At 45.5% G+C, this 23,763-nt stretch carries 21 protein-coding genes; 14 read left to right on the top strand and 7 right to left on the bottom strand.

All coding sequences use genetic code 11. The features are described from left to right. Nucleotides 1–79 precede the first annotated feature (79 nt). Nucleotides 80–1,414 (bottom strand): signal recognition particle protein, encoded by a 1,335-nt coding sequence (ffh, locus tag F0364_RS27980; RefSeq protein ID WP_153801128.1) that lies wholly within the window; start codon nucleotides 1,412–1,414, stop codon nucleotides 80–82. A gap of 369 nt (nucleotides 1,415–1,783) precedes the next feature. On the opposite strand from ffh, the gene F0364_RS27975 reads away from it, so the two are divergent. From F0364_RS27975 to F0364_RS27965, 3 genes are all read left to right on the top strand, one after another. After that, on the top strand, nucleotides 1,784–2,776 hold the full coding sequence (locus F0364_RS27975; protein WP_153801127.1) for a hypothetical protein: 993 nt from the start codon (nucleotides 1,784–1,786) through the stop codon (nucleotides 2,774–2,776). 99 nt (nucleotides 2,777–2,875) lie between these two features. Further along, entirely contained in the window at nucleotides 2,876–3,862 is a 987-nt protein-coding gene (locus F0364_RS27970) for a hypothetical protein (protein WP_153801126.1), read from the top strand. 6 nt (nucleotides 3,863–3,868) lie between these two features. Beyond that, nucleotides 3,869–5,047, top strand: a complete 1,179-nt coding sequence (locus F0364_RS27965) for a hypothetical protein (RefSeq protein ID WP_153801125.1) — start codon at nucleotides 3,869–3,871, stop codon at nucleotides 5,045–5,047. A gap of 151 nt (nucleotides 5,048–5,198) precedes the next feature. On the opposite strand, the gene recN is transcribed toward F0364_RS27965, so the two are convergent. Then, the gene (recN, locus tag F0364_RS27960) at nucleotides 5,199–6,854 is read right to left on the bottom strand and encodes a DNA repair protein RecN (RefSeq protein WP_153801124.1); all 1,656 of its coding nucleotides are present in this window, start codon (nucleotides 6,852–6,854) and stop codon (nucleotides 5,199–5,201) included. Between the two features lie 162 nt (nucleotides 6,855–7,016). Here recN and fmt point away from each other — a divergent pair, with 162 nt between their 5' ends. Next, nucleotides 7,017–7,973, top strand: coding sequence for a methionyl-tRNA formyltransferase (gene fmt, locus F0364_RS27955; RefSeq protein ID WP_235921336.1), 957 nt, complete (start codon nucleotides 7,017–7,019; stop codon nucleotides 7,971–7,973). Nucleotides 7,974–7,997: 24 nt separating this feature from the next. Here fmt and F0364_RS27950 read toward each other — a convergent pair whose 3' ends face one another. Continuing rightward, entirely contained in the window at nucleotides 7,998–8,219 is a 222-nt protein-coding gene (locus F0364_RS27950; RefSeq protein ID WP_153801123.1) for a hypothetical protein, read from the bottom strand. 57 nt (nucleotides 8,220–8,276) lie between these two features. Between F0364_RS27950 and F0364_RS27945 the strand changes: the two genes are divergently transcribed. The 4 genes from F0364_RS27945 to F0364_RS27930 all read left to right on the top strand — a co-directional run bounded on the left by F0364_RS27945 (nucleotide 8,277) and on the right by F0364_RS27930 (nucleotide 13,966). Further along, nucleotides 8,277–9,272, top strand: a complete 996-nt coding sequence (locus F0364_RS27945; RefSeq protein ID WP_153801122.1) for an aldo/keto reductase — start codon at nucleotides 8,277–8,279, stop codon at nucleotides 9,270–9,272. A 67-nt stretch (nucleotides 9,273–9,339) separates the two neighbouring features. Then, nucleotides 9,340–11,745, top strand: coding sequence for an alpha-L-rhamnosidase-related protein (locus tag F0364_RS27940; RefSeq protein WP_153801121.1), 2,406 nt, complete (start codon nucleotides 9,340–9,342; stop codon nucleotides 11,743–11,745). Nucleotides 11,746–12,195: 450 nt separating this feature from the next. Further along, nucleotides 12,196–12,726 (top strand): DUF2911 domain-containing protein, encoded by a 531-nt coding sequence (locus F0364_RS27935; RefSeq protein ID WP_153801120.1) that lies wholly within the window; start codon nucleotides 12,196–12,198, stop codon nucleotides 12,724–12,726. A 136-nt stretch (nucleotides 12,727–12,862) separates the two neighbouring features. Continuing rightward, nucleotides 12,863–13,966, top strand: a complete 1,104-nt coding sequence (locus F0364_RS27930) for a DUF2911 domain-containing protein (protein WP_153801119.1) — start codon at nucleotides 12,863–12,865, stop codon at nucleotides 13,964–13,966. 67 nt (nucleotides 13,967–14,033) lie between these two features. Here the strand turns inward: F0364_RS27930 and ispD are convergent, their stop codons facing one another. Beyond that, nucleotides 14,034–14,714, bottom strand: a complete 681-nt coding sequence (gene ispD / locus F0364_RS27925) for a 2-C-methyl-D-erythritol 4-phosphate cytidylyltransferase (protein ID WP_153801118.1) — start codon at nucleotides 14,712–14,714, stop codon at nucleotides 14,034–14,036. A gap of 172 nt (nucleotides 14,715–14,886) precedes the next feature. Between ispD and F0364_RS27920 the strand changes: the two genes are divergently transcribed. From F0364_RS27920 to F0364_RS27905, 4 genes are all read left to right on the top strand, one after another. Further along, nucleotides 14,887–16,476 carry a S41 family peptidase gene (locus F0364_RS27920; protein ID WP_153801117.1) on the top strand — a complete coding sequence of 530 codons (1,590 nt, stop codon included), beginning with the start codon at nucleotides 14,887–14,889 and terminating at the stop codon, nucleotides 16,474–16,476. 525 nt (nucleotides 16,477–17,001) lie between these two features. Beyond that, the gene (locus tag F0364_RS27915) at nucleotides 17,002–17,997 is read left to right on the top strand and encodes a sensor histidine kinase (protein WP_207632920.1); all 996 of its coding nucleotides are present in this window, start codon (nucleotides 17,002–17,004) and stop codon (nucleotides 17,995–17,997) included. Then, entirely contained in the window at nucleotides 17,994–19,079 is a 1,086-nt protein-coding gene (locus F0364_RS27910; RefSeq protein WP_153801115.1) for a sensor histidine kinase, read from the top strand. The genes F0364_RS27915 and F0364_RS27910 overlap by 4 nt, the downstream gene beginning before the upstream one ends. A gap of 11 nt (nucleotides 19,080–19,090) precedes the next feature. After that, nucleotides 19,091–19,873 (top strand): LytR/AlgR family response regulator transcription factor, encoded by a 783-nt coding sequence (locus F0364_RS27905; protein ID WP_153801114.1) that lies wholly within the window; start codon nucleotides 19,091–19,093, stop codon nucleotides 19,871–19,873. A gap of 150 nt (nucleotides 19,874–20,023) precedes the next feature. Here the strand turns inward: F0364_RS27905 and F0364_RS27900 are convergent, their stop codons facing one another. Further along, nucleotides 20,024–20,572, bottom strand: a complete 549-nt coding sequence (locus F0364_RS27900) for a hypothetical protein (RefSeq protein WP_153801113.1) — start codon at nucleotides 20,570–20,572, stop codon at nucleotides 20,024–20,026. Between the two features lie 560 nt (nucleotides 20,573–21,132). Here F0364_RS27900 and F0364_RS27895 point away from each other — a divergent pair. Continuing rightward, a complete protein-coding gene (locus F0364_RS27895) occupies nucleotides 21,133–21,357 on the top strand; it encodes a hypothetical protein (protein WP_153801112.1) in 225 nt (74 codons plus the stop codon). An 81-nt stretch (nucleotides 21,358–21,438) separates the two neighbouring features. On the opposite strand, the gene F0364_RS27890 is transcribed toward F0364_RS27895, so the two are convergent. Together F0364_RS27890 and surE are read right to left on the bottom strand one after the other, a co-directional pair. Next, nucleotides 21,439–21,732: a hypothetical protein gene (locus tag F0364_RS27890; RefSeq protein WP_153801111.1), complete on the bottom strand. Its 294-nt coding sequence runs from the start codon at nucleotides 21,730–21,732 to the stop codon at nucleotides 21,439–21,441. A 3-nt stretch (nucleotides 21,733–21,735) separates the two neighbouring features. Continuing rightward, nucleotides 21,736–22,518, bottom strand: coding sequence for a 5'/3'-nucleotidase SurE (surE, locus tag F0364_RS27885; RefSeq protein WP_153801110.1), 783 nt, complete (start codon nucleotides 22,516–22,518; stop codon nucleotides 21,736–21,738). 334 nt (nucleotides 22,519–22,852) lie between these two features. Between surE and F0364_RS27880 the strand changes: the two genes are divergently transcribed. Next, nucleotides 22,853–23,746, top strand: a complete 894-nt coding sequence (locus F0364_RS27880; RefSeq protein ID WP_153801109.1) for an aldo/keto reductase — start codon at nucleotides 22,853–22,855, stop codon at nucleotides 23,744–23,746. Nucleotides 23,747–23,763: the final 17 nt, after the last annotated feature.

Below are 23,763 nucleotides of genomic sequence, written 5' to 3'. Positions count from 1 at the left end.
ACAAATTCCCTCCCCTAAAGCGACCCCTGTATAACATTGAACAGTAAACTGCTATTCCTGCTTTCCGCGTCTGCCTGCCTTACCTTCTCATACCCGGCATTTTACCCATGCCCGGCATACCCATCGGCATCTTATTCATCATCTTCATCATCTGGCGCATTTGCTCAAACTGCTTCATGAAAGCATTAACGTCGGAAATGTCTTTGCCGCTGCCTTTGGCTATGCGCAGTTTTCGTTTCTGGTCAATTAAGTCTGGATTGGCCCTTTCCTGGGGCGTCATGGAATGTATAATGGCTTCAACCCCTTTAAAGGCATCGTCGCTAATGTCAACATCCTTTATAGCTTTGCCCACACCCGGTATCATGCCCATCAGGTCTTTCAGGTTGCCCATTCTTTTTATTTGCTGCAACTGGTCTAAAAAGTCCTGGAAGTCAAACTGGTTGCGGCGGATTTTTTTCTCCAGCTTTTTAGCCTGCTCTTCATCAAACTGCTCCTGGGCTTTCTCCACCAAAGATGCTATATCGCCCATGCCCAGGATACGCTGCGCCATACGATCCGGATAAAACACATCCAGCGTTTCCATTTTTTCGCCACTGCTGGCAAACTTAATGGGCTTATCCACAGTGTATTTAATGGATAGAGCGGCGCCGCCCCTTGTATCGCCATCCAGCTTGGTAAGCACAACGCCGGTAAAATCAAGACGGTCGTTAAATGCCTTGGCCGTATTAACCGCATCCTGGCCTGTCATGGAATCCACCACGAACAATATCTCAGTTGGGTTAACCGCTGCTTTAATATTGGCTACCTCCGTCATCATCACTTCGTCAATGGCAAGGCGGCCGGCCGTATCTATAATTACAACATTCTTGTTTTTGCTTTTAGCCTCCTTTATTGCAGCCTGTGCAATAGAAACGGCATCTTTATTTTCCCGGTCGCTGTAAATATCCACGCCAATCTGCCCGGCCAAAACGGTTAACTGGTCAATAGCCGCCGGACGGTAGATATCGGCTGCCACCAACAGGGGTGATTTTCCTTTCTTAGTTTTAAGGAAATTAGCCAGCTTACCACTAAAAGTGGTTTTACCACTACCCTGCAAACCAGCAATAAGAATTACAGCCGGGTTGCCTGTTATATTAAAATCGGCTTCCTCGCCACCCATCAGTTCGGCCAATTCATCCTGTACAATTTTTACCATCAACTGTCCGGGGCTAATGGCATTAATCACTTTTTCGCCCAATGCCTTGTCCTTCACCTTGTCAGTAAACTCTTTGGCAATTTTATAGTTTACGTCGGCATCAATTAGTGCACGACGGATATCTTTAAGGGTGTTGGCGATATTGAGATCGGTAATCCGGGCCTCGCCTTTTAAGTTTTTAAACGCCGATTCCAGGCGCTCAGTAAGATTATTAAACATGTACTGTGTTGTTAATGATGTATAATTTCCTGCCTGGCCATTCACCTGATTATTACCCACTACAACCTGGCTGTAAAGAATGAGCAGGTGTCACCTTAGGGTGAGGGATTGAAGCGGATACCCCGGTGAAGCCTCTGTGCTTTGGCCTTGTGCCGGAGTATGAGCGGAAAGCCCGACCCCTTGCGATAGCTTGGGGGCACCCCCTAAATTCTTCCAGCTTAAAAAACCTTAATTCACGCCCATTTTTGAACCTCTTTAACCTAACCGACAAACAGGGCTGCAAATATAAGGAGTTAAGGCATGTGCCAGAGAACACACTATAAGTAACTGATTTGGAATTTGCCGACGCAAATTTGATATTTGACCCTTATGAACTACCTGCAGCTTGCTGGCTACTTTTTTGAATATTATACCGCCCTGCAGCGGCAGAAGAAATTTATAGCGCAGCACCTGGAACCATTCATCAACAGCTATGAAACAGAGCTGGGTTACCGGCTAAACAAGGCAGACAGAAAAAAAGTACTGATTTATTACCCTTGCTTTACGGTGCTTGGCGGCGCTGACAACTTTGCTTTGCTTAAAAACCGCAGTATTACACCACAGGAAAACTGGCGGCTTACGGTGGTGAGCGCTATGTCGAGCCTGTGCGACGACCTGATTGACGAAGAAAACTGGAACGCTGACCAGCTTTTGCAATTGCTGGATTTAAAGCTTGACAACCTGCCCATTTCGCCCAAAACCAATATGATACTACGGCTGAATGAAGAACTGCACCGGCAAAACCCACCATCCGCGGCATATGAACAACAATTAAGAACAGCCATAGAATGGCAGGCTGCTTCTTTACAGCAACTGAGCCCGGGAATATCTACAGGAAGAATTATTGAAATTTCCCGCGAGAAAAACGGCAACACCTCTTTAATGTTCGCCAGCCTGATGGATGAAGATTGGACAGAGGCCGAAAAAGCGGTTATCCATTACTCCGGCTACCTGGGGCAATTGGTAAACGACTCGTACGATGTGTACAAAGATGTTCCGGCAGGGGTGCAAACCTATATACAACGTACGAAGAGTATTGATGAGGCAGAAACATTTTTTTTGGCTGAATGGAGAAAGCTGGTTGCCCTTATTATGCAAACAAATGCCAGCACAAAAAATAAAGACCGGTTAATTAACCGCTTTGCCTGCTTTCATGGGTATGCGCTGGTTGCGTTTAACCAGTTTAGGCTTATTGAGCAAAAAAGAGGCAAACCGGTACCATGGAAAGAAGCCACCAGGAAAGAACTTGTTATTGACATGGAGCGCTGGCCCACCCGCCTGCAACTGTTGAAATGCATTAAAAAGCTAAGCAAATACCGTTGACAGGCATCACTAAAATTGTAGTAGCCGCAACAGCATAATTTTCAATCAAATAACTTACTTTCATTTATCCTTTTTTGCTTAAAGCCACGATTGCCAAGTATGAATATTTTAATGTTGTATCCGGAAATACGGTCGTTTAAAAAAGAGCGGCAAGAACAGCAACACTATTTTCATCAAAATATCCTTCCTGAAATTGAGCAGCTTGAAAAAAGCTGGGGCACCAGTCTTGACCATTACCTGAAACACAAAGTTTTTAACTACTACGCCCTTTATGTTCCTGTTGTTATCGGCAACAGTTTTGCCCGGCTGCATGGGCGGCAGCTATCTGCCCACGAAAAAAGATTGCTTACCCTGCTGGGTGTGATAACGCCTTTCTTTGACGATTTTTTTGACGTGGAGCAGCTAAGTGAAGAAAGGATAAAGCAACTGATGAGTGACCCTTTTAATGCCGTTCCAGATACTTTGATGCAGCATGCATTTTTGCATTTTGGCCGCGAAATAATAAGTACCGTGCCGGATGTAGCTTTTTTCCAGGAAATCTCCACCCAGGTGTTTGCTGCACAGGCGGGCTCGCAACTGCAGGAAAGCCCCGGTATTAGCCTGCACACCAACCAGGTGCTGGCCAGGCAAAAAGGTGGCTCATCCCTCCTGTTTTATTACTCCGCTATTAAAGCGCCGATTAACAGGCAAATACAGGAACTGGTTTACAACACGGGCGCCCTGCTGCAGTTGAGCAACGATATATTTGACGCCCACAAAGACAAGGAAAAGAACATTTACACGCTGGTACACAATTACAGCGACCTGCGGGATTTAAAGACCTACTACAAACAACAGTACGATGCATTGCTGCAACAAGCCCAACATTGCTCGTTATGCTTACCCCGGCAACAGGTAAAACGATACATGCGGCGGCCGCAGATGTTGTTTGCCATGACGTTTGTTGCCCTAAACAAGCTTATTTACCAACAAAATAAAGAACAGCTACAAAACGATTGGCGGCTTGCACAACGTAATGAATTGGTATGCGATGCAGACAGGTGGCGGGTGCAGGTAAAATGGCTTAAACAACTGATGTATATTTAAGCCAACATGAATGAAACTGCCATGCGCCTTTTCTCCGCCTTACTAATTTTTGTTTGCTGCCAGGGCAGTTTTGCGCAAACGCTGCAGCCGGATTCAACCATTATCACCAGGCTGCTGCGGGATATTAAAGAAGAACAGGTAACAGCAGGTGGCGGTGAGTTTTACGCCGGCAGTTTCCCTACCCGCAGGCATTTTGCAGGCTTTCCGCCCAATAACCGGCCCGACAACAGCATTTTCTTTACCGGCTTAATCAGTTTTACGCTGCAATCAGTAACCAACAGTTTTTCAGCCCCGCAGTTACAACTTGCCCTACAGGTTTTGCAAAATGCTGAACAAGCTTACACATACTTTCAGAATAAAGATGGCAAGCCTCTGTATTTCTTCTGGCCGCGTGGTAAACCTATCATGCCACATACGCTGCTGGCGCAGCATTTGACCAGCCATATTTCCACCGCCGAAGATGCTGACGACACGGTACTGATACTTATGGGCCTGCTCAACCAAAACGACAGTATTAACCGGCTTGCGAAAAACCTTATTGACAGCTTTGCCAATACCAGGTTTAGAAATAACAAAAGCACGTTTAAAAAATACAGCGGGGTACCTGCTTATAATACTTACCTGGGCAAAAAAATGCACAGCGATTTTGACCTCTGCGTTCATACCAATGTGCTGTATTTTGCGCTTGCCAACAACATACCGCTCAACAGGTACGATTCCGCCACAATACACCTGGCATCCTCCATGCTCAGTAACCAGGAACACCTGCGGCAGGGTGCTTACATTGCCCCGTACTATGTAAGAAGACCGGTTATTCTGTATCACCTTGCCAGGTTGATGGGCAGGTTTGATATACCGGCGCTCAACAATTACAAGCCCCAGTTGGTAGCCCAACTGTACAATGAATTAGCGTTATGCAAAATACCTATGGATAAGGTAATTCTGCACACTTCGTTGCTAAGGCTTGGACAAAAACCGGCGCCGCTCGTAATAAACTCCATAGAAACATTTACGCGGCAGGATGACCGTTTTATTTTTTACCAGGCAAGGGCAGGTTCGCAAATGGCCAATCCGTTCAAACAAGTATTTCTTAATTGTAACCGGCTTAATTATTACTTCTATTGCACGGCTTACAATAAAGCATTGTTGCTGGAATATGTGGTGGAGAGGAACAGAACAAGATGAGTACTAATAAGAGAATTATTATGGGCCCGGCCGCAGGAACTACTATGAGGCTTTACTTGCGTCGCACTCTTGTGCTGAGGGTTCTTTACGCGGCTTTTTCCACAGTTTAGCTTTGCTGCCGCCTTCGGCGGCAGACAGAGGCAGAAGCAGGTTAATTCATCAGCATTTCTCTTGCATTTTCCAACGCTGCTGCCGTAGGCCTTTCCCCGCTCAGCATTCTTGCAATGGCGGTAATGCGTTCATCTTCATTCAGCAGGCGTATATTGGTCTTAACGGCATCACCTTTTATCTCCTTGTACACAAAAAAGTGGGCATCCGCTTTGCCGGCAATCTGCGGCTGGTGGGTGATGCTTATCACTTGCCGGTTTACCGCAAGGCTCTTCATAATTATGCCCACCTGTTTGGCAGCTTCACCGGAAATACCGGTATCAATTTCATCAAATATCAGTGTAGGCAAATCAATAGATTGTGCCACCAGCGACTTTATGCAAAGCATTAACCGGCTAAGCTCACCACCGCTGGCCACTTTTCGTATAGGTTCAAAACGGTTGCTCTTGTTGGCGTCGAACAAAAACTCAATCTCATCCTTACCGTCACCTGCCAGCGGCTTATCCTTTAGCTGAATTTTTAACCTTGCATTGGGCATGCCTACCTGTTTAAGCAAATCGTTCACCTGCTCTTCCAACGGCGGGCACTGTGCTTTTCTTGACAATGATATATTTTCTGCTAATCCGTCAGCCTGCTTCAGCAGGCCGGCAACCTCTTTTTCTTTACCGGCAATGGCATCATCAATATTCAGCACGGCCTGCAGCTTTTGCTCAAGGTCAGCCTGTATGGCCAACAATTCTGCCGTGGTTTGTACTCCATGCTTTTTTAGCAGTTTATACCCGGTTGCCAGTTTTTCATTAATCTGCTCAATGCGTTGCTCATCGTAGTTAACAGACTCGTTAATACGGTCAACCTCATCGGCAATGTCCTGCAGTTCTATATAACTGCTTTGCAGGCGCTGCACCAACAAGGGTATATCCTGGTGATAGCCTGCATAGCTGTTCAACTGGTTGGCCAGTTGTTTTACGGTTTGTGCCAGGGGCTGCTCGCTTTCCTTTAATTCAAAATACACTTTCGAGAAAGCGGTTTTAATACCCTCCGCGTTGCTCAGCATTTTTAGCTCGGCATCCAGGTCTTCCAGTTCATTTTCTTTAAGGCCAGCATCATTCAGTTCGTCGTATAAAAACTGGAAATAATCAAGTTCTTTGGTAAAGTTGCTTTTTTGTTGCTGCAAATGCCCAAGCTCCTTCTTTGCAGATTGCCAGTTGCTGAAAACAGCAGCATACGCTTTTAAAGCATCGTGGTTGGCAGCCAGCGCATCCAATACTTCCCGTTGAAAATCGCTGTCGCCAAGTTCAAGTGTATCAAACTGCTGGTGCAGGTCAACCAGCAACGAAGCCAGTGCCTTTAACTGCTGCAAGGTTGCAGGGGTATCATTAATAAAGGCCCGGGATTTACCGCTGGCGTTTATTTCCCTGCGTATCACCAGCTCATCACCGGCATCCAACTCATTGGCCAAAAGAAAATCCTTTACAGCGTGCTTGCCCTGTACAGCAAAAAAGCCTTCGATAAAACACTTTTTTTCCTGGTTCATCAGTACAGCGGTGTCGGCCCTTTCGCCCAGTATAAGGCCAAGCGCCCCCATCAGTATGCTTTTCCCCGCTCCCGTTTCGCCGGTAATAATGTTGAGGTTGGCTGAAAAGTGTATCTCTATCTCGTCTATAATAGCATAGTTCTGTATATGGAGTTGCTGAAGCATGCGCAAATTTTGCAATTTTAATTGAAATAATTATTCGCGTAATATTAACTCAGTGAAAAACATTCTCCACAGCTTTACCAACGAATGGCTGGATATTTCATGGATTATGCCTTTTGCTTTACAAACTTCAACAGCTAATCAAGTCTCACTTACATTTGCGGCATGAAAAGTTTTGGTGAATTACGGATTGTTTTTATGGGCACGCCAGAATTTGCGGTGGCATCGCTGGATGCGCTGGTTAAGGCCGGCGCCAACGTTGTTGGCGTTATCACAGCGCCGGATAAACCTTCAGGCCGCGGCATGAAGATGAACGAAAGCGCGGTAAAAAAGTACGCAGTTGAGCATGACCTGTATATACTACAGCCTGAAAAACTGAAAAACCTGGAATTCATCGCCGCTTTACAAGCATTGCAGGCTGATGTACAGGTGGTGGTAGCCTTTCGCATGTTACCGGTTGTTGTTTGGAACATGCCCCCGTTGGGAACCATCAATGTTCACGGTTCTCTTTTGCCCAAGTACAGGGGTGCCGCCCCCATCAACTGGGCCATTATAAACGGTGAAAAGGAAACCGGTGTAACCACCTTCAGGCTGCAACACGAAATTGATACCGGTAATGTGCTGCTGCAGGAAGTTATACCCATTGGGGAAAATGAAACAGCCGGGGAACTGCACGACAAAATGAAAGAAACCGGCGCCGCTTTGCTGGTGAAAACATTACAGTTACTGGCAGAAGGCAAGCTGGAAGAAATGAAACAGGAAGCACTGTCCGGCACAGATGTTTCAGCACTTCCTCATGCGCCTAAGCTCTTTACAGATACCTGCAAAATAGACTGGGGCAAAACAGCATTCGAGATACATAACCTGGTAAGGGGCCTCTCCCCCTACCCTGCCGCTTTTACCTTTCTTGACGAAAAAATGCTGAAAGTATTTGCCTGCACAAAAGAAGCCGGCCAACATAATTTACAGCCGGGTGCTTGGGAAACAGACAAAAAAACTTTTCTAAAATTTGCCTGTTCCGATGGGTTCATACACGTTACAGACCTTCAACTGGAAGGCAAGAAAAGGATGCTGGTTACAGATTTTTTAAGGGGCTACCGGTTTGCGGAAAATCAACAATAGTTATTACCTGTGTATTGAGGCTGATTACCAATTGTAAGCCTGGTAGCCACAACCTATCATGTGGGCGGCACGGTAGCATTCCTGTAGCTGAATGGCTGCCGGATTGAAGCGGAAAGCCCGCAGCCACGAGGTACGAGTGGCGAGGACTTGCAGCGAAAAGCCGGGACAGGTGCCGCGTTGAAAAACAAAAGCCCAAAGCCCCAAAATAACCACTAAGAAAATTCTTACCTGCAATGCTGTCGGCATATTGACAGCGGTTTTATTATATTCGGCCCTTCTGCAAACGCTCACAAACAAAGAACCATGGAAAACAGAACGCTTGGCAACTCAGATTTACAGCTATCAGTAATTACGTTTGGCGCATGGGCCGCAGGCGGCTGGATGTGGGGCGGCAACGACCGCAAAGAAGCTATTGAAGCCATACAGGCATCTTACGAACTGGGCGTAACATCCATTGACACTGCACCGGTATATGGCCAGGGCGAAAGTGAAGAAATTGTTGGCGAGGCCATTAAAAATATACCGCGGGAGAAGCTGCAGATTATTACCAAGTACGGCATGCGATGGGATGATAACAAAGGAGATTTCGGTTTTAAAACAAAGAACAACCAGGGCCAGGATATTGACATTTACAAATATGCCGGCAAGGAAAGCATTATATACGAATGTGAGCAAAGCCTGAAGAGGCTGGGCACCGATTATATAGACCTGTACCAAATACACTGGCCAGACGTGACAACCCCCATACATGAAACGATGGAAGCTGTTGCCCGGCTTATACAACAAGGTAAAGTGCGTTATGCAGGGGTGTGCAACTACAATGCCGCACAGATGGAGGAAGCGGAGAAAACAATTAGCCTTGTATCTAACCAGGTGCCTTACAGCATGGTTAAACGGGACATAGAAACCGAACTTGTACCCTGGTGCATACAGCACAACAAAGCCATACTGGCTTACAGTCCGCTGGAACGTGGCCTGCTGACCGGCAAGATGAAACCGGGCTATAAGTTTAGTGAAGGCGACCACCGTGCAGCACTTTATTTTTTTAAAGACGAAAACCTTGCCCGTACGGATGCCTTTTTGCAAAAGATAAAGCCGCTGGCCGATGAAAAAAACGTATCGCTTTCGCAACTGGTGCTGCGCTGGACCATTGAACAACCCGGCATTACCATTGCGCTGGTGGGCGCCCGTAATGCACAACAGGCCATACTGAACGCCAAAGCCATAGAAGCCAAACTTACGGCAGACGAGATAAGCTTGATTACCACAGAACTAAACGCCTTGCAGTTGATAAAATAGTCCCCATGCTGCTGGGATTGACAGCTTTGCCTTAGATGGTTTATATTGTGTGCTTCAATTAGCACTTATGAAAAATTTTTCGGCAGCGGTTGTTAGCATGCTTACCATTTTACTCTTTGGCAATAATCTGCCTGCGCAAAAGATTCATGAAGATATACTCAACAAAATATGGAAGGCAAGCTGGATTGCTGTACCCGGCGAACCTGCCCGGGAATATGGCGTTTACCACTTCAGGAAAAGCTTAGAGCTAAGCACGGCGCCTGCTTCCTTTGTTGTACATGTGTCTGCGGATAACCGCTACAAGCTGTATGTAAACGGGTACATGGTTTCGCTGGGGCCTGCCCGCAGCGACCTTTACCACTGGAACTTTGAAACGGTTGATATAGCGCAATACCTAAGGCCCGGCAAAAACAGCATTGCAGCTATTGTATGGAATGACGGGGAAGATAAACCAGAGGCGCAGATCTCATCCCGCACGGCTTTTATTTTGCAGGGCAATACGGATGCTGAATCCGCTGTTAATACGGATAAAAGCTGGAAGTGCATACGCGATAAAAGCCACCGGCCGCTGGCGGTTAAACTAATCTACTCTTATTACGTTGCCGGCCCGGGAGAACTGGTGGACATGAACGATTACCAACCCGGCTGGATGAATGCCGGCTTTAACGACAGCAACTGGAGCGGCGCCGCCGAGCTTTTTCATGGCCTGCCCAAAGGCGTATTTGACTGGACGACAGGCTGGATGCTGGTACCGCGTACCATTCCACAAATGGAGTTTACCACGCAGCGCCTGGCCAAAGTACGCAAGGCAGAGGGCATTAGTTTACCGGAAAGTTTCCCGGCTAAAAAAACAGCTATTACGGTGCCCCCCAACTCAACCATTACCCTGTTGCTGGACCAGGCAAAACTTACCAACGCCTACCCCACGATTATCTTCAGCAAAGGAGACAGTGCTGCGCTATCCCTGCGCTATGCCGAAGCGCTATATGTAGATGAAGGCAGCAGCGACTGGAGAAGAGAATCCCAAAAAGGCAACCGGGATGAAGTAGAAGGCAAGCGCTTTGTGGGCAAACAGGACAGCATTATCTCTAACGGAAACATTAAACAGGAGTTTACGGCCCTGTGGTACCGCACTTACCGTTACCTGCAACTGAAAGTTGAAACCAAAAGCGAGCCGCTTGTTATTGATGACGTTTACGGCACTTTTAGCGGTTACCCTTTTGAAATGAAGGCCACCTTTAACGCCGGGGATAATGTACTGGACAGGATAATGCAAACCGGCTGGCATACTGCCCGGCTATGTGCTATGGAAACCTATATGGATTGCCCGTACTACGAGCAACTGCAATATGTAGGCGATACCCGCATACAGGCATTGGTTAGCCTGTACAACAGCGGCGATGACAGGATGATGCGCAATGCTATAACACTGCTGGATAACTCCCGCATGGCAGAAGGCATAACACTTAGCCGCTACCCCACCGCGAATGCGCAGGAGATACCTACCTTTTCGCTTTGGTGGATTGGTATGCTGCATGATTGCTGGATGTACCGAAACGATAAAGCTTTTGTGCAGCAGCACCTGCAGGGCATGCGTACGGTGCTTAATTTTTTCAGCAAATACCAGCAGGCCGATGGCGCTTTAAAAAACCCGCCTTACTGGAACTTTACTGACTGGTGCAGCACCAAAGGCTGGAGTGGCGGCACAGCACCCATCGGTAAGAACGGCACGTCTTCCGTGCTTGACCTGCAATTGCTGTGGGCTTATCAACTGGCAGCACAACTGGAAAGTGAAACAGGCATGAAAGAATATGCCGCCATTTATAATGCAGCAGCCGGTAAACTAAAGCAATCCATAAAAGCAAATTATTGGGATGCCGGCAAACAGCTATTGGCAGATACGCAGGAGAAAGATGTTTACTCCCAGCATGCCAATACGCTGGCCATACTAACCGGCCTGATTACCGGGGACGACGCCAGGAAACTGGCGGACAAAATAATGACAGACAAACTACTCACGGAAGCTACCATCTATTTCAAATATTATGTGCACCTGGCATTAACCAAAGCCGGTTATGGCAACAACTACCTGCAATGGCTGGATATATGGCGTCAAAATTTTGACATGGGCATGAGCACCTGGGCCGAAATGTCAGACATTAACCGCTCCCGCTCAGATTGCCATGCCTGGGGTTCCAGCCCCAATATTGAGTTCTTCCGCATTGTGCTGGGTATAGACAGCGATGCGCCGGGCTTTGGCAAAGTGAAGATTGAGCCGCACCTGGGCCAGCTAAAAAATGCGGAAGGAGAAATGCCCCACCCCAACGGGAAAATAAAGGTAAAATACCAGTATGGCAATGATGGCAAACTAAAGGCTTCTGTTTTATTGCCAACCGCGGTTAGTGGTAATTTTGTGTGGAAGGGTAAAACATATCCTTTGAAAACAGGCGTGGAAACCAACCTGAGTTTATAGCATAAATGCCTTCGGCATTTTTACTATTTTGCACTTAGCTGCATTACTGCTATGAGGCTTCGGTTGTGTCACTCACTTGTACGCTTTGTTCTCTATGCGGCAATGTGCAACAGGTTTTTACTGTTTAATGTTCTTTTGTTCAAAGTTTAATGTTGTTGTTGATTTCGTTCTTTATTCCCTGCTCCTTGTTCGATATTTTCCGCCCCCTTGGTGCGTGTCTCCACGCACCAACATACACGGGTCTGAAAAGCCGCCCAATGAACAGAACGATGAAGTGATTGCGACGCAACTGGGTCGCTATGAAATTATATCGCTGGTATCTTAAAAATCTGCGATATGAAATACCAGGTGTACGATGTACATTAAAAATCTCCATTCATCAAAATTTAACAACGGTATAAAAATTGCTTCCACTATTTTCAACGATTGTAAACCAAAAATGAAAAATCTATGAAAAAGTTATTCGCAATAATGGCAATCGCTTCAATAGCCATTACTTCTTTTCAGGCATGCGCCCAGGACGATAAATCAAAACGGCCAAGCCCGCCCGCCAAAGCCACAGGCACTACAGCAGGGGGCGCTTCGGTTAGTATTGATTACAGCCAGCCATCTGTAAAAGGCCGCACTATCGGTAAAGACCTGGAACCTAAAAAAGGGGAAATATGGCGTGCAGGCGCTAACGAGGCTACGGTTTTTGAAACAAGCAAAGACGTAAAAATACAGGGCCAGCCATTGCCTGCCGGCAAATACGCTTTGTTTACATTGATTAACCCCGATGATACCTGGACAATCATCTTCAACAAAACATGGAAAACATGGGGCGCCTATGACTATGAAAAAAACAAAGGCGCAGATGCGTTGAAAGTTACCGTTACGCCCAAGAAAGCAGCTTCTTTTGCCGAAAAACTGAATTATACAATTAACAGTGGTTTGGTTTCACTTCACTGGGGCGATTACCAGGTTGAGTTTACCGTAGAATAAATAACTCACTAATCTTTTACTGAGCCCGGTACGTCACCGGGCTTTTTTATGCCCGCTCATCATCGGCCTGCTGCATTAATCAAAATGCCGGAACAATTAGTATAAAGCTTTGTAGCTTGGTAAAAACTAATGATGTATGAGAAAGCTATATTTTCTTCTTGCCATACTATGTACCCAGCATTCTTTTGGCCAGTTAACACAAGCGCCGGACGGCGGTAACAAAAAGGCCTGGATAGGTGAAAGAATAGGCATTACTGATGTTAGTATTCAGTACGACAGGCCCGCGGTAAAAGGCCGCGAAGGCAAAGTGTGGGGAGCCCTGGTGCCTTACGGATTTAGCGACCTGGGATTTGGCACCAGCAAAAGAGCACCCTGGCGTGCAGGCGCTAACGAAAATACCGTCATCAGTTTTTCTGAAGATGTAAAAGTGGAAGGAAAGGACCTGCCTGCCGGCAAATATGGTTTTCATATTGCTTTTTACCCGGACCAGTGTACTTTAATTTTTTCCAGAAACTACACAAGCTGGGGCAGTTTCTTTTACGACTCCACTGAAGATGTGTTGCGTGTACCTGTAAAACAACTGGCCCAGGATAAATCAACCGAATGGTTGAAATATGAATTTGAAGATGAAAAGCCCAACAGTGCCACCATTGCCCTTTACTGGGAAAAGTGGAAAATTCCTTTTACTGTTTCGGTAGATTATGTAAGCCAGCAACTGGCTTCTTACCGCCGCGAGTTACGTACTGATAAAGGTTTTAATTCCGACGCCTGGGTACAGGCCGCGCAGTTTTGCCTGCAAAACAATACCAACCTGCAGGAAGCGCTGCAATGGAGTGACTACGCCATTAATGGCGTATTTGTTGGCGAAACCAATTTTGCCACGCTTACAACAAAGGCACAGGTGCTGGAAAGATTAGGCAAAACAACAGAAGCAGACGCATTGATGAAACAGGCATTACCCATGGGTAATGAAGTGCAGATACATAACTATGCCAGGCAGCTTTTAAAACAGAAAAAAACCAAAGAAGCGTTTGAAGCTTTTAAGATGAACTATGATAAGCACCCGGACAACTTTACCACCAATATGGGGATGACAAGGGCATACTCTGCTACCGGCAACTACAAAGAAGCGTTGAAGTATGCTCAAAAAGCTTTGCTGCAGGCGCCGGACCCAGGCAACAAAGTAAGTGTTGAAAAGGTGGTTGAAATGCTGAAAGAAGGCAAGGATAACGTTAATTGATTGCGTTTTATGTTAGACCCACTGATTGCACCGAAGTGTGGGTAATTGTGTTATATACTATAACAACCTACATCATCCTGGTGCGTTCTGAAACTATTCTTTCCGCGATGATTAAATCAACAGGCCGGGTTATTTTGATATTGTCATACTCACCTTCAGTAAGAAAAACCTCGTTACCCGCGGCTTCAACAACGGTGGCTTCATCGGTAAAGCTATCGCTGTATTGCTGCTGAAAGGCAGGAACAATAATATTGCTCAAAAACGTTTGCGGCGTTTGAATAATACGCACCAGTTGCCTGTCTGCCACAGCATGGCCGGCGCCGTTAAGAATGCGTATGCTGTCTGTTGCGGCAACGGCAGGCACGGCGCTTCCCTTAACCAAAGCCTGGTTATAACAACGCTGTATCAGCGGTACAGAAATAAGGCAACGCACACCATCGTGCACAAACACCACGGAAGATGCTGTTACCAGTTTAAGCCCGTTTTGAACGGAATGGTAGCGTGTTTCGCCGCCGGTGGTAATGGTAATACGGTCGCCGCCGGGCAATGTAGCTGCAATAGTTTTACCCTTGTCAACATGCTCCGGCGGTAATACAAGTATCACCTGCAAATCCGCATAGGCACGCAGAAAAGAATCGAGGGTGTACCAAAGAACAGGTTTGTCTTTCAGCAACAAAAATTGTTTGGGCACAGCATTACCCATGCGTTTACCGGACCCACCCGCAACTATAACAGCGAATTTTTTCATTTGCCAAAGAAATATAAAACAGAAAGAACGTTGGGATTTATTTTATCGCTCCGCACTGGCGCCATCAATAACCGCTAAGCTGTTAAAAATAAGGCTTCGCACACAAAACAGGATAACTTAAAACTTAAATGCAGATATTCGCACCTGTTGTATTAAGCTACAAAGGCAATTTATGAACAATAAGAAATTACAGGTTGCCCTGCCTCTTTTGCTGGCGGTTGTGTTAACAGTGGGCATGTGGATTGGTTTCAGGCTAAGGGAAAAAACAGGTGGCAACATTACTTTTTTAAGCAACAGTAAAAAGAGCAGCCTGCAGGAAATATTAGACCTGGTAAACAGCAAATATGTTGACAAACTGCCGGCAGACAGCGTTAATGAAGTAGTAATTGAAGATGTGCTTTCTCACCTGGACCCACATTCTGTTTTCATACCTGCCAAAGACCTGATGATGGTTAATGAAGACCTGCAGGGCAATTTCCAGGGCATCGGCGTTGAATTCCAGATATTTGATGATACCGTTAACATACTCAACGTGTTGGCGGGCGGGCCATCCGCCAAAGCCGGCGTTGAAATTGGCGACAAGATCATTAAGGTAAACGATACCGTAAAAATAGCCGGCATTAACGCCAAACCGGATGATGTAAGAAAACTGTTGCGGGGCCCTAAAGATTCTAAAGTAAACATTACCGTTTGGCGGGATAATGCCCAGAAGAAAATTGAAATAACCCGCGGTACTATCCCCCTGCCGTCAGTAGATGTGGCGTACATGATAACCCCAAAAACCGGCTTTATACGCATCAACAAATTTTCAGAAACCACCTACGAAGAGTTCATGTATGCGCTGGAAGGTTTACAGAAAAAAGGGCTCACCAGCCTGGTGCTGGACCTGCGGGGCAATGGCGGCGGCATATTGCAGGAAGCAGCGGACATTGCCGATGAGTTTTTGGATGACCAAAAAATGATTGTTTACACCAAGGGCAGTAATGTGCCCTCCTTTGAATACAAGTGCAAACGTACCGGCCTGTTTGAAACAGGCAAACTGGCGGTATTGGTAGATGAAACATCCGCATCAGCCAGCGAGATACTCGCAGGCGCCCTACAGGATTGGGACAGGGCCACGATTATTGGCCGCAGAACATTTGGCAAAGGCCTTGTTCAGCAGCAATTCCAGTTAACGGATGGCTCGGCTTTAAGGCTTACCATTGCCCGGTATTATACGCCGCTGGGCCGCAATATTCAGAAACCTTACAACAAAGGCAAAGATGAATATGAAGAAGAACTGATACACCGCTTTCACGATGGGGAAGTGGTGGTAGGCGATACCAGCAAACCCAAAGGCCCGGCTTATAAAACACCCCGCGGAAGACTGGTGTATGGCGGTGGCGGCATTACCCCTGATGTATTTGTGGCTTTTGATACCACTACCCTGCCCAGGGAAATTAACCAACTGTACCTGCGGGGCACCTTAAACAATTTTGTGTATAACTACTTTGTAGAAAATAAAGCTTACCTGCAAAAATTTACATCGCCGGAAGAGTTTGAAAAACAGTTTACACCCGGTGAAAAAGAATGGCAGCAGTTAACCAACTTTGCCAAAAAAGACTCTGTAGATATCAGCAGCGTACCTGCAGCGGCAAAAAGCGACCTGCTAAAACGGCTGGAAGCTTTAATAGCAAGGCAGATATGGAGAACCGAAGGTTATTTTGAAGTGAATAACCTGAAAGACCCTATGGTTGCAAAAGGGATTGACGCCGTGAAGTAGGAATTGTTCTGTGTTTGGTTGTTCAATGTTTAATGTTTGCAGCAATTATTAAATTTCCCCTGTGCTTCATTAACTAACCAAATCATTAGCCGTTTAAAGATCAACAGACCGGTAACCTGCAACTTGTAACCGGTAACTGTCTTTCGGGTGAGGGATTGAAGCGGATACCCCGGTGAGGCCATGGCAGCGGGGCTTCTGCGCCGGAGTATGAGCGGAAAGCCCGACCCCTTGCGATAGCTTGGGGACACCCCCTAAAAAAATTCTTGCACAGCTATAATATCACAGCAGCCCCTTGTTATGTACACCACACACAATTGAAAAACCACTTTTCATACAGCTTTTTTTACAATTCATACAGCATTATACTCATTTCAGTGCGGCGATATACCAGTTTGTGGTGTTTATGGCACTTTTTTACCCTTAAGACATTAAATTGCTATAGAGGAATTTATAGTCGCAGATAACATGAGATTGCCCCAATATACCAGCAAAGACAATTATATATTGCTCGCCGTACTCATTCCAATGTCGGTTCTGTTAAACTATGCCCTTTTTGGTGCGAGGTATTTTAAAGAGTTGCCGGTGTTTGCGGCGGCTGGCATTGTAACATTTATTATTCTTACCCTGTCGTGGATGGCGCATGGATGGGTGGCCATTACGCTGCGCAACAGGCTGCCACATGAAAGCCAAACCAATAAACGGCTTATTATTGCCATTTGCCTTTTTACCCTTATGACGGGTATTACCCTTACCATGGTTTTTTGGGGCTACGACTATATAGGTTTCCTGGGTTATACACTAAACGAGAAAACATTTACCGGTGCATACATAGTTGGTTTTGTAAGCAACATTTTTGTTACGCTGCTGCACGAAGGTGTATCGCGTTTTGAAAACTGGAAAACCACACTGCTTGAAACGGAGCAACTGAAAAAAGAATACCTGCAAAGCCAGTTAATTGGCTTGAAAAGCCAAATGCGGCCGCACTTTTTGTTTAACAGTTTAAACTCCCTTTCGTCTTTAATTAATGAGAACCCCGAAGAGGCAGAGAAGTTTTTAGACGAGATGAGCAAGGTGTACCGTTACCTGCTTAAGAACAACGAAGAACAACTGGTGAAGGTAAAAGATGAGCTTAGTTTTTTGCAATCGTACTTCTACATACTCAAAGCCAGGCATGGAGACGGCATTACACTTGAAATAGACGTAAGTGATGCGCAAAAAGAAATGAACATTCCGCCGCTAACGCTGCAGATGCTGGCCGAAGCGACGTTTAACTATAACACAGTTAGCAAACATTCGCCATTAACGGTATCCATAACCTCCTGCGATGAATGCGATGTGCTGATACAAAACAACCGTCAGAAACGGGTGATGAACGATGAAGACTTTGACAAATCGGGCATCGAAAACATCATTAACAAATACAAACTCCTTAGCGACAGGCATATAAAATTCAGCGCTGATGAAGATTACCATCGTATGCAGGTGCCGTTATTCAGTAACCATCTAAGTAACGCCGTATGAAGCTGGTAAAACCAACCAAACTGCAATGGCTTTCTTTCTGGCTGCCCATGCCGGTAATTACTTATATCATGATGCTAATCATGTACGGCGAAGACTTTTACACCTACAATGCCGTATGGCAGGTGGCCATTCCTTTGCTGTATGCCATAGGCATTAATGTGTGGTATTCTGAAGTGGCTTTAATGCATGCCATACAAACCCGCTATCCCGGCATACAGCACAATGCCAAACGTGTATTGCTGCTGGTTTGCCTGGCCATACCGGTTATGTCTGTAAGCATGGTGACCATTTTTATGCTCTACGACAGGCTTAACATAGCGGGGTACGATATTAAGCAAGGCGATATATTCAAAGGCATTATACTTGGCTTTTCTGTAAACCTTATTTTCATGACATCCTGGGAAGGTGATTACATACTGCGTAAATACAAGCAAAGCCTGCAGGAAAAAGAAACCCTGGAACAACTAAGCATACAACAGGAATTTGAGTTACTAAAAAGCCAGGTAAACCCTCACTTTTTATTCAACTGCTTTAATACTTTGTCATCGCTTATTACAGAAGATACAAAAAGGGCCGACGCTTTTTTGAATGAACTTAGCAAAGTGTACCGTTACCTGCTCAGCAATAATGAGGACAGCCTTTCTACGCTGCAAAAAGAACTAAGCTTTATAAAGTCTTACCACGAGCTTTTGAAAACCCGCTACGGCAGTGGGCTTGAAATGCAGGTTGATGTTGACCGCAAATACGAACAGTACCTGATACCTTCTTTAACCCTGCAACTGCTTGTTGAAAACGCGGTTAAGCACAACGTGGTATCTAAAGGCTCGCCTTTGCTGATAGACATATTTACCACCACCGGCAACAAGCTTGTTATAAATAACAACCTGCAAAAGAAAAGCCAGGCGGCGCCTTCCACCAAAATTGGACTGGAGAACATACGCTCCAAGTATGAGTTGCTGAACAAAGACGGCTTTCGCGTACTGGAAGACGATAAGAATTTTACCGTTATATTGCCGCTTATCTGGCAAAACAATATTATACAAAAACAAAAAACAGCCCAGGCACATTTATTTAACCTGTAAATACCCCAGCTATGAACGTACTTATTGTAGAAGATGAAGAACTGGCCGTAAAAAAATTAGAGAAAACACTGGCAACGGTAGATGAGTCCGCTAGAGTGGCTGGTGTGGCAGACAGTATTGCCGCCACTGTGGATTGGCTGGAAAGCAACCCTGCACCAGACCTTATTTTAATGGATATTGAGCTTGCCGATGGCCAGAGTTTTGAAATATTCAACCGCACTAAAATAACCAGCCCGGTAATATTTATTACATCTTACGATGAGTATGCGCTTAAAGCATTTAAGGTTAACAGCATAGACTACCTGCTTAAACCGGTGCAAAAAGAAGACCTTGCCAATGCGCTGGACAAGTACCGGAAAATGGGCAACCTGTACCGCAAAGAAGCGCCGGTAACACCCGCCCTTGCCATGGATGAACTGGTAAAAGAACTGCAGAAAAAACTGCAGCCCAAAGAATACCGCAAACGCTTCCTGGTAAAGCACGGCCAAAAACTCATCTCCATTGATGTAGAAGAGATTGCTTACTTCTTCAGCGATGGCCGTTTAAACTTTTTTAAAACTACTGACAACCGCAAGTTTATTGTTGACTACACCATGGACGAACTGGAAGAAATGCTTGACCCCGACCGCTACTTCCGCATCAGCCGCTCCTTCTTTGTATCTGTGGAAAGTGTAGAACAGATACACGACTACTTCGGCAACCGCCTTATGCTGCAGGTGAAGCCCCCGGTAGATAAAGAGGCTGTGGTAAGCCGCGAAAAAGTTTCAGATTTTAAAAAGTGGATGGGCAAATAATTTTTCTCTTATGGCCCGGGCGATTGAGTTTCATGGTCCCGAAACTTCGGGATTGTGTCACTCACTTGTACTTTCTGTTTTTCATGGCGGCATTTAAGCGGGTATTAAAATAATGAAGCAGAACAAACTTCTTTTGAATACACGTATTTTTTAAAAGCGTTTAGCAAAACTACTCCCCTTCAACTGCAGTTTTTCATCCATGCATACAAGGCTATCCCCAACAAGCCTGAATAATGACTTATCGAAAAAAACATAAGCGGTATCCGGCCACATTTTAATGGAAGAATTTTTTACATAAAATTTTACCGGCGTATATGTAACCAGCTCTTTAAAATGATAGCTGGCCGTATCCAGGCTGGTTGATTCACAGGTATCGTAACCCGTTTCTTCTGGTGTGCTATAATCAGCCATTTCTAAAAAAACAGGCTTACTATCCGCAGGGCGGTATTTTTCCAAACTGGTGAGCAATAAATCATTCCCACTCTTTTCCCAGTTACCTTCACTGTAACTCTGTGCCATGCAGCCGCGGTCATAGTAAGTAAACTTACCATTTTCTTTTACGGTTAGTTCCCTTCCATAAAATGGAACGCTGAATTCCCAAACGCCTTGTAAGGACAATGGCCTGGTTACAGAAGGGAATAAGACGTTGGGCCGGGCAACATTAAACGGGGATTCTGCAGCTTTAAAATTGAAATTCATATTGATTCGCTCATCTTTTGCATTACGGCATTTTACTAACAGTAATACCAGGAGTGATGACATAAAGAGTTTCAGGGCAGTCCTCATAATACAGGATTTTGATATCAGTAAAATTATACCTTTTACTATTACGGCCAACCGGCAGCAAAACTCCTATCCTGCGGGGAAGCTGAAGAAAAATCCATAAGGTGATGGGCAGCCGGATTGAAACGGAAACCCCGCTGACGGCCGTGTGGGCGGGGCTGTGGCGGAGTTGCAGTGAAAAGCCGGAACAAAAGCCAGGAATCACTACCTAAGACCACGGCCCCTTAAAATCGGCCAAAAGCCCGGGTTTACGGCAAATTCTATTTGGAACATTCATTTAAAGAATATATTTTTGATTATCCAACCAATATCCGTGATATCTCCTCTTTTTCCGTAAGCACAGATTTCCATACAAGCTTTAAAACACTTTCCAATTCCTTTTTAAATCTCGTTTCATCCTTTATCCGGCATCAGTTTCCTGCTGCGTTAAACCTCCTGAAAGCGTTACAATTCTGAACTACATAAAACAAAAAAGCATGAAACGTTTATTTTTCATTTGTATTGCTGCCGCCGGGCTTGCCAGTTGCCGTGCAGAATATGAAACCGTTATACAAAACCAGGTTGTTACAGACGTGGTGCAAAATTCCCGCGGTACTTACCGTGTTAAAGTACGCCCGGTAAGCGGGGTAAAACCTATGCAGAACGTGGCGGTAAACCGTGGCGACACTGTTCAATACATGGTTTTGAGAAGGATTAAATAAAAACTTACTGCGTTACATATATAAGGCCGCAGCCAGAACTATTTTTTTGGTTATTGTTTAAGTTTCCCACAAACGTGCCCTTTAGAAAGCCCATCTGTAGATCAACACAGCTATTGCGTATATGCAGGTAACAATGAATATACCGATAGCTGTTTGATCTTTTTTTGTGTTGATGAAAATGGTAAACAAAATGGCATTCATCATTAATGAAAAACTTACCATGCCTGTAATAATGCTGCGCTGCATGTTTGCAAACTGAAGGAATTCTGAAAAGGTTAAGGGTTTAAACTTCCAGTAATAGAACAAAGCCATTCCTAAAAAAGGGGCAATAATACCCAATATCAAACCCAGTACAAGATTATTTTTTTTTACCATTGTTTACTTAAAGATTTTTTCAAGCTTGGTTTTAAGCCCGTAATGGGTAAGATCGAACTGAACCGGTACTACGCTAACATAGTTATTGTTAAGCGCCCACACATCTGTATCGCGGCCTTTATCAAAGTTTACAAACTCGCCGGTAAGCCAGTAATAATTGCGGCCACGGGGGTCTGTACGTTCGTTAAAATCTTCCTCGTACTTGGCATAAGCCTGGCGGCAAACCTTAAGGCCTTTTATAAGGCTGGCAGATACAGCAGGAATATTTACATTTAAACACAAGTGTTTGTCAAGCGGCTTTTTCAAAATTTGCTCCACCAGTATTTTGGCATATTGCTGTGCGCCTGCAAAGTCTGCCTCTATGCTGTAATCCAAAAGGCTAAAACCAATGCTGGGTATACTTTCTATGGCTGCTTCCAGCGCGGCAGACATGGTGCCTGAATAAATAACGTTAATGGAATGGTTGGCGCCGTGGTTAATACCGCTGAGGCATATATCGGGTTTGCGGCGCAATATTTTATCTACCGCCAGTTTAACACAGTCAACAGGTGTGCCTGTACATTCATAGGCTTCTATGTCGCCAAAAGTTGTTGAAGCATGCAACCGCAGCGGCTGCCCAATGGTTATAGCGTGGCCCATACCGCTTTGAGGTTTATCCGGCGCAACTACCACTACCTTGCCAAGGTCTTTAACCGCATCTACCAGTGCTCTTATGCCGGGCGCTGTAATGCCATCGTCGTTTGTTACAAGAATAACCGGCTTTTCTTTCTTTTTTGCCTTTGCCATAAACCGCAAGATAAAACAATTTGCAGGTACCGTGCAATAACAAGGTAACCCAGGCATTAAGCACTTATAGTAAAGTAAGCAGGGGGTAAAACATGCGTAGATTTTTTGGGGCCCAGCAGAATAATTACTATGAGGCCCGGTTGCGTCGCACACTTGTACGCTATCTCTTTACGCAACAACAACTTCAGCATCCCGCAGCATTGGGGTATGCTTTATCCATGGCTGAACTAATCGCCAGTATAATCATTATCTGCTGTTAAACATAACAAAAGCCGGCAGCAGCCTCAGCCTCTCTTAGGTTTCGGTTGTACTTTTATCACATAACCATTACGGGATGAAATACAACAACCTGGGCAAAACAAACATACGGGTAAGCGAAATAGGCTATGGCTGCATGGCTCTAAAAAACGATGCGGCTACCAATGAGCAATTGCTGCTTACGGCGCTTGACAACGGCATTAACTATTTTGACACAGCCGACATTTACCAGGATGGCGAAAATGAAGTAATCATTGGCAGGGCTTTTAAACAACGCAGGAAGGATGTAATCATTGCCACCAAGGCCGGCAATGTGCGCAGGCCGGATGGGGGGCTTAGCTGGAACGCCACCAAAGAGCATATTCTGAGCGCCGTTGAAAAAAGCCTGCAAAGATTGCAAACCGATTATATAGACCTGTACCAACTGCACGGCGGCACTTTGGACGATAATATTGACGAAACCATCGAGGCTTTTGAACTATTGCTGCAGCAGGGCAAGATACGCAGCTACGGTATCTCATCCATACGGCCCAACGTAATAAGAGAGTATGTAAAACGTTCCAATATTGCCAGCGTTATGATGCAATACAGCCTGCTGGACCGCCGGCCTGAAGAAACCTGCTTTCAGCTTTTGCACGACAACCATATTTCCGTTTTGGCAAGGGGCAGTGTTGCGCAGGGCCTGCTGCTTGATAAGCCTGCCGCACCTTATCTTGACTATTCTGCTGAACAGGTTACACAAGCTGCCCAGGCAATAAAAGCGGCTTCATCTAACCAGCGGGCAGCCACACCAACTACCCTGCAATTTGTTTTGCAGCACCCGGCTGTAACTTCCGCGGTGGTTGGTATGCGCAACATGCAGCAAATGGAGGCCGCTTTGCAAACAACTATCAGCCCTGCGCTAACCGTTGAAGAAACAGCCCTGCTAAAATCATCAATACCCGTTAATTATTACACAGCGCACCGGTAACCATTATACTTAATTAC

This window comes from Foetidibacter luteolus (assembly GCF_009650435.1).
GTDB lineage: Bacteria > Bacteroidota > Bacteroidia > Chitinophagales > Chitinophagaceae > Foetidibacter > Foetidibacter luteolus.
Note: the sequence above shows the minus strand (reverse complement) of the source record. Positions and strands in the feature narration are given on the sequence as shown.

Coding starts and splice junctions, on each gene's coding strand:
- ffh (WP_153801128.1), bottom strand. CDS start 1,414: ATGTTTAATAATCTTACTGAGCGCCTGGAATCGGCGTTTAAAAACTTA.
- F0364_RS27975 (WP_153801127.1), top strand. CDS start 1,784: ATGAACTACCTGCAGCTTGCTGGCTACTTTTTTGAATATTATACCGCC.
- F0364_RS27970 (WP_153801126.1), top strand. CDS start 2,876: ATGAATATTTTAATGTTGTATCCGGAAATACGGTCGTTTAAAAAAGAG.
- F0364_RS27965 (WP_153801125.1), top strand. CDS start 3,869: ATGAATGAAACTGCCATGCGCCTTTTCTCCGCCTTACTAATTTTTGTT.
- recN (WP_153801124.1), bottom strand. CDS start 6,854: ATGCTTCAGCAACTCCATATACAGAACTATGCTATTATAGACGAGATA.
- fmt (WP_235921336.1), top strand. CDS start 7,017: ATGAAAAGTTTTGGTGAATTACGGATTGTTTTTATGGGCACGCCAGAA.
- F0364_RS27950 (WP_153801123.1), bottom strand. CDS start 8,219: ATGCCGACAGCATTGCAGGTAAGAATTTTCTTAGTGGTTATTTTGGGG.
- F0364_RS27945 (WP_153801122.1), top strand. CDS start 8,277: ATGGAAAACAGAACGCTTGGCAACTCAGATTTACAGCTATCAGTAATT.
- F0364_RS27940 (WP_153801121.1), top strand. CDS start 9,340: ATGAAAAATTTTTCGGCAGCGGTTGTTAGCATGCTTACCATTTTACTC.
- F0364_RS27935 (WP_153801120.1), top strand. CDS start 12,196: ATGAAAAAGTTATTCGCAATAATGGCAATCGCTTCAATAGCCATTACT.
- F0364_RS27930 (WP_153801119.1), top strand. CDS start 12,863: ATGAGAAAGCTATATTTTCTTCTTGCCATACTATGTACCCAGCATTCT.
- ispD (WP_153801118.1), bottom strand. CDS start 14,714: ATGAAAAAATTCGCTGTTATAGTTGCGGGTGGGTCCGGTAAACGCATG.
- F0364_RS27920 (WP_153801117.1), top strand. CDS start 14,887: ATGAACAATAAGAAATTACAGGTTGCCCTGCCTCTTTTGCTGGCGGTT.
- F0364_RS27915 (WP_207632920.1), top strand. CDS start 17,002: ATGTCGGTTCTGTTAAACTATGCCCTTTTTGGTGCGAGGTATTTTAAA.
- F0364_RS27910 (WP_153801115.1), top strand. CDS start 17,994: ATGAAGCTGGTAAAACCAACCAAACTGCAATGGCTTTCTTTCTGGCTG.
- F0364_RS27905 (WP_153801114.1), top strand. CDS start 19,091: ATGAACGTACTTATTGTAGAAGATGAAGAACTGGCCGTAAAAAAATTA.
- F0364_RS27900 (WP_153801113.1), bottom strand. CDS start 20,572: ATGAATTTCAATTTTAAAGCTGCAGAATCCCCGTTTAATGTTGCCCGG.
- F0364_RS27895 (WP_153801112.1), top strand. CDS start 21,133: ATGAAACGTTTATTTTTCATTTGTATTGCTGCCGCCGGGCTTGCCAGT.
- F0364_RS27890 (WP_153801111.1), bottom strand. CDS start 21,732: ATGGTAAAAAAAAATAATCTTGTACTGGGTTTGATATTGGGTATTATT.
- surE (WP_153801110.1), bottom strand. CDS start 22,518: ATGGCAAAGGCAAAAAAGAAAGAAAAGCCGGTTATTCTTGTAACAAAC.
- F0364_RS27880 (WP_153801109.1), top strand. CDS start 22,853: ATGAAATACAACAACCTGGGCAAAACAAACATACGGGTAAGCGAAATA.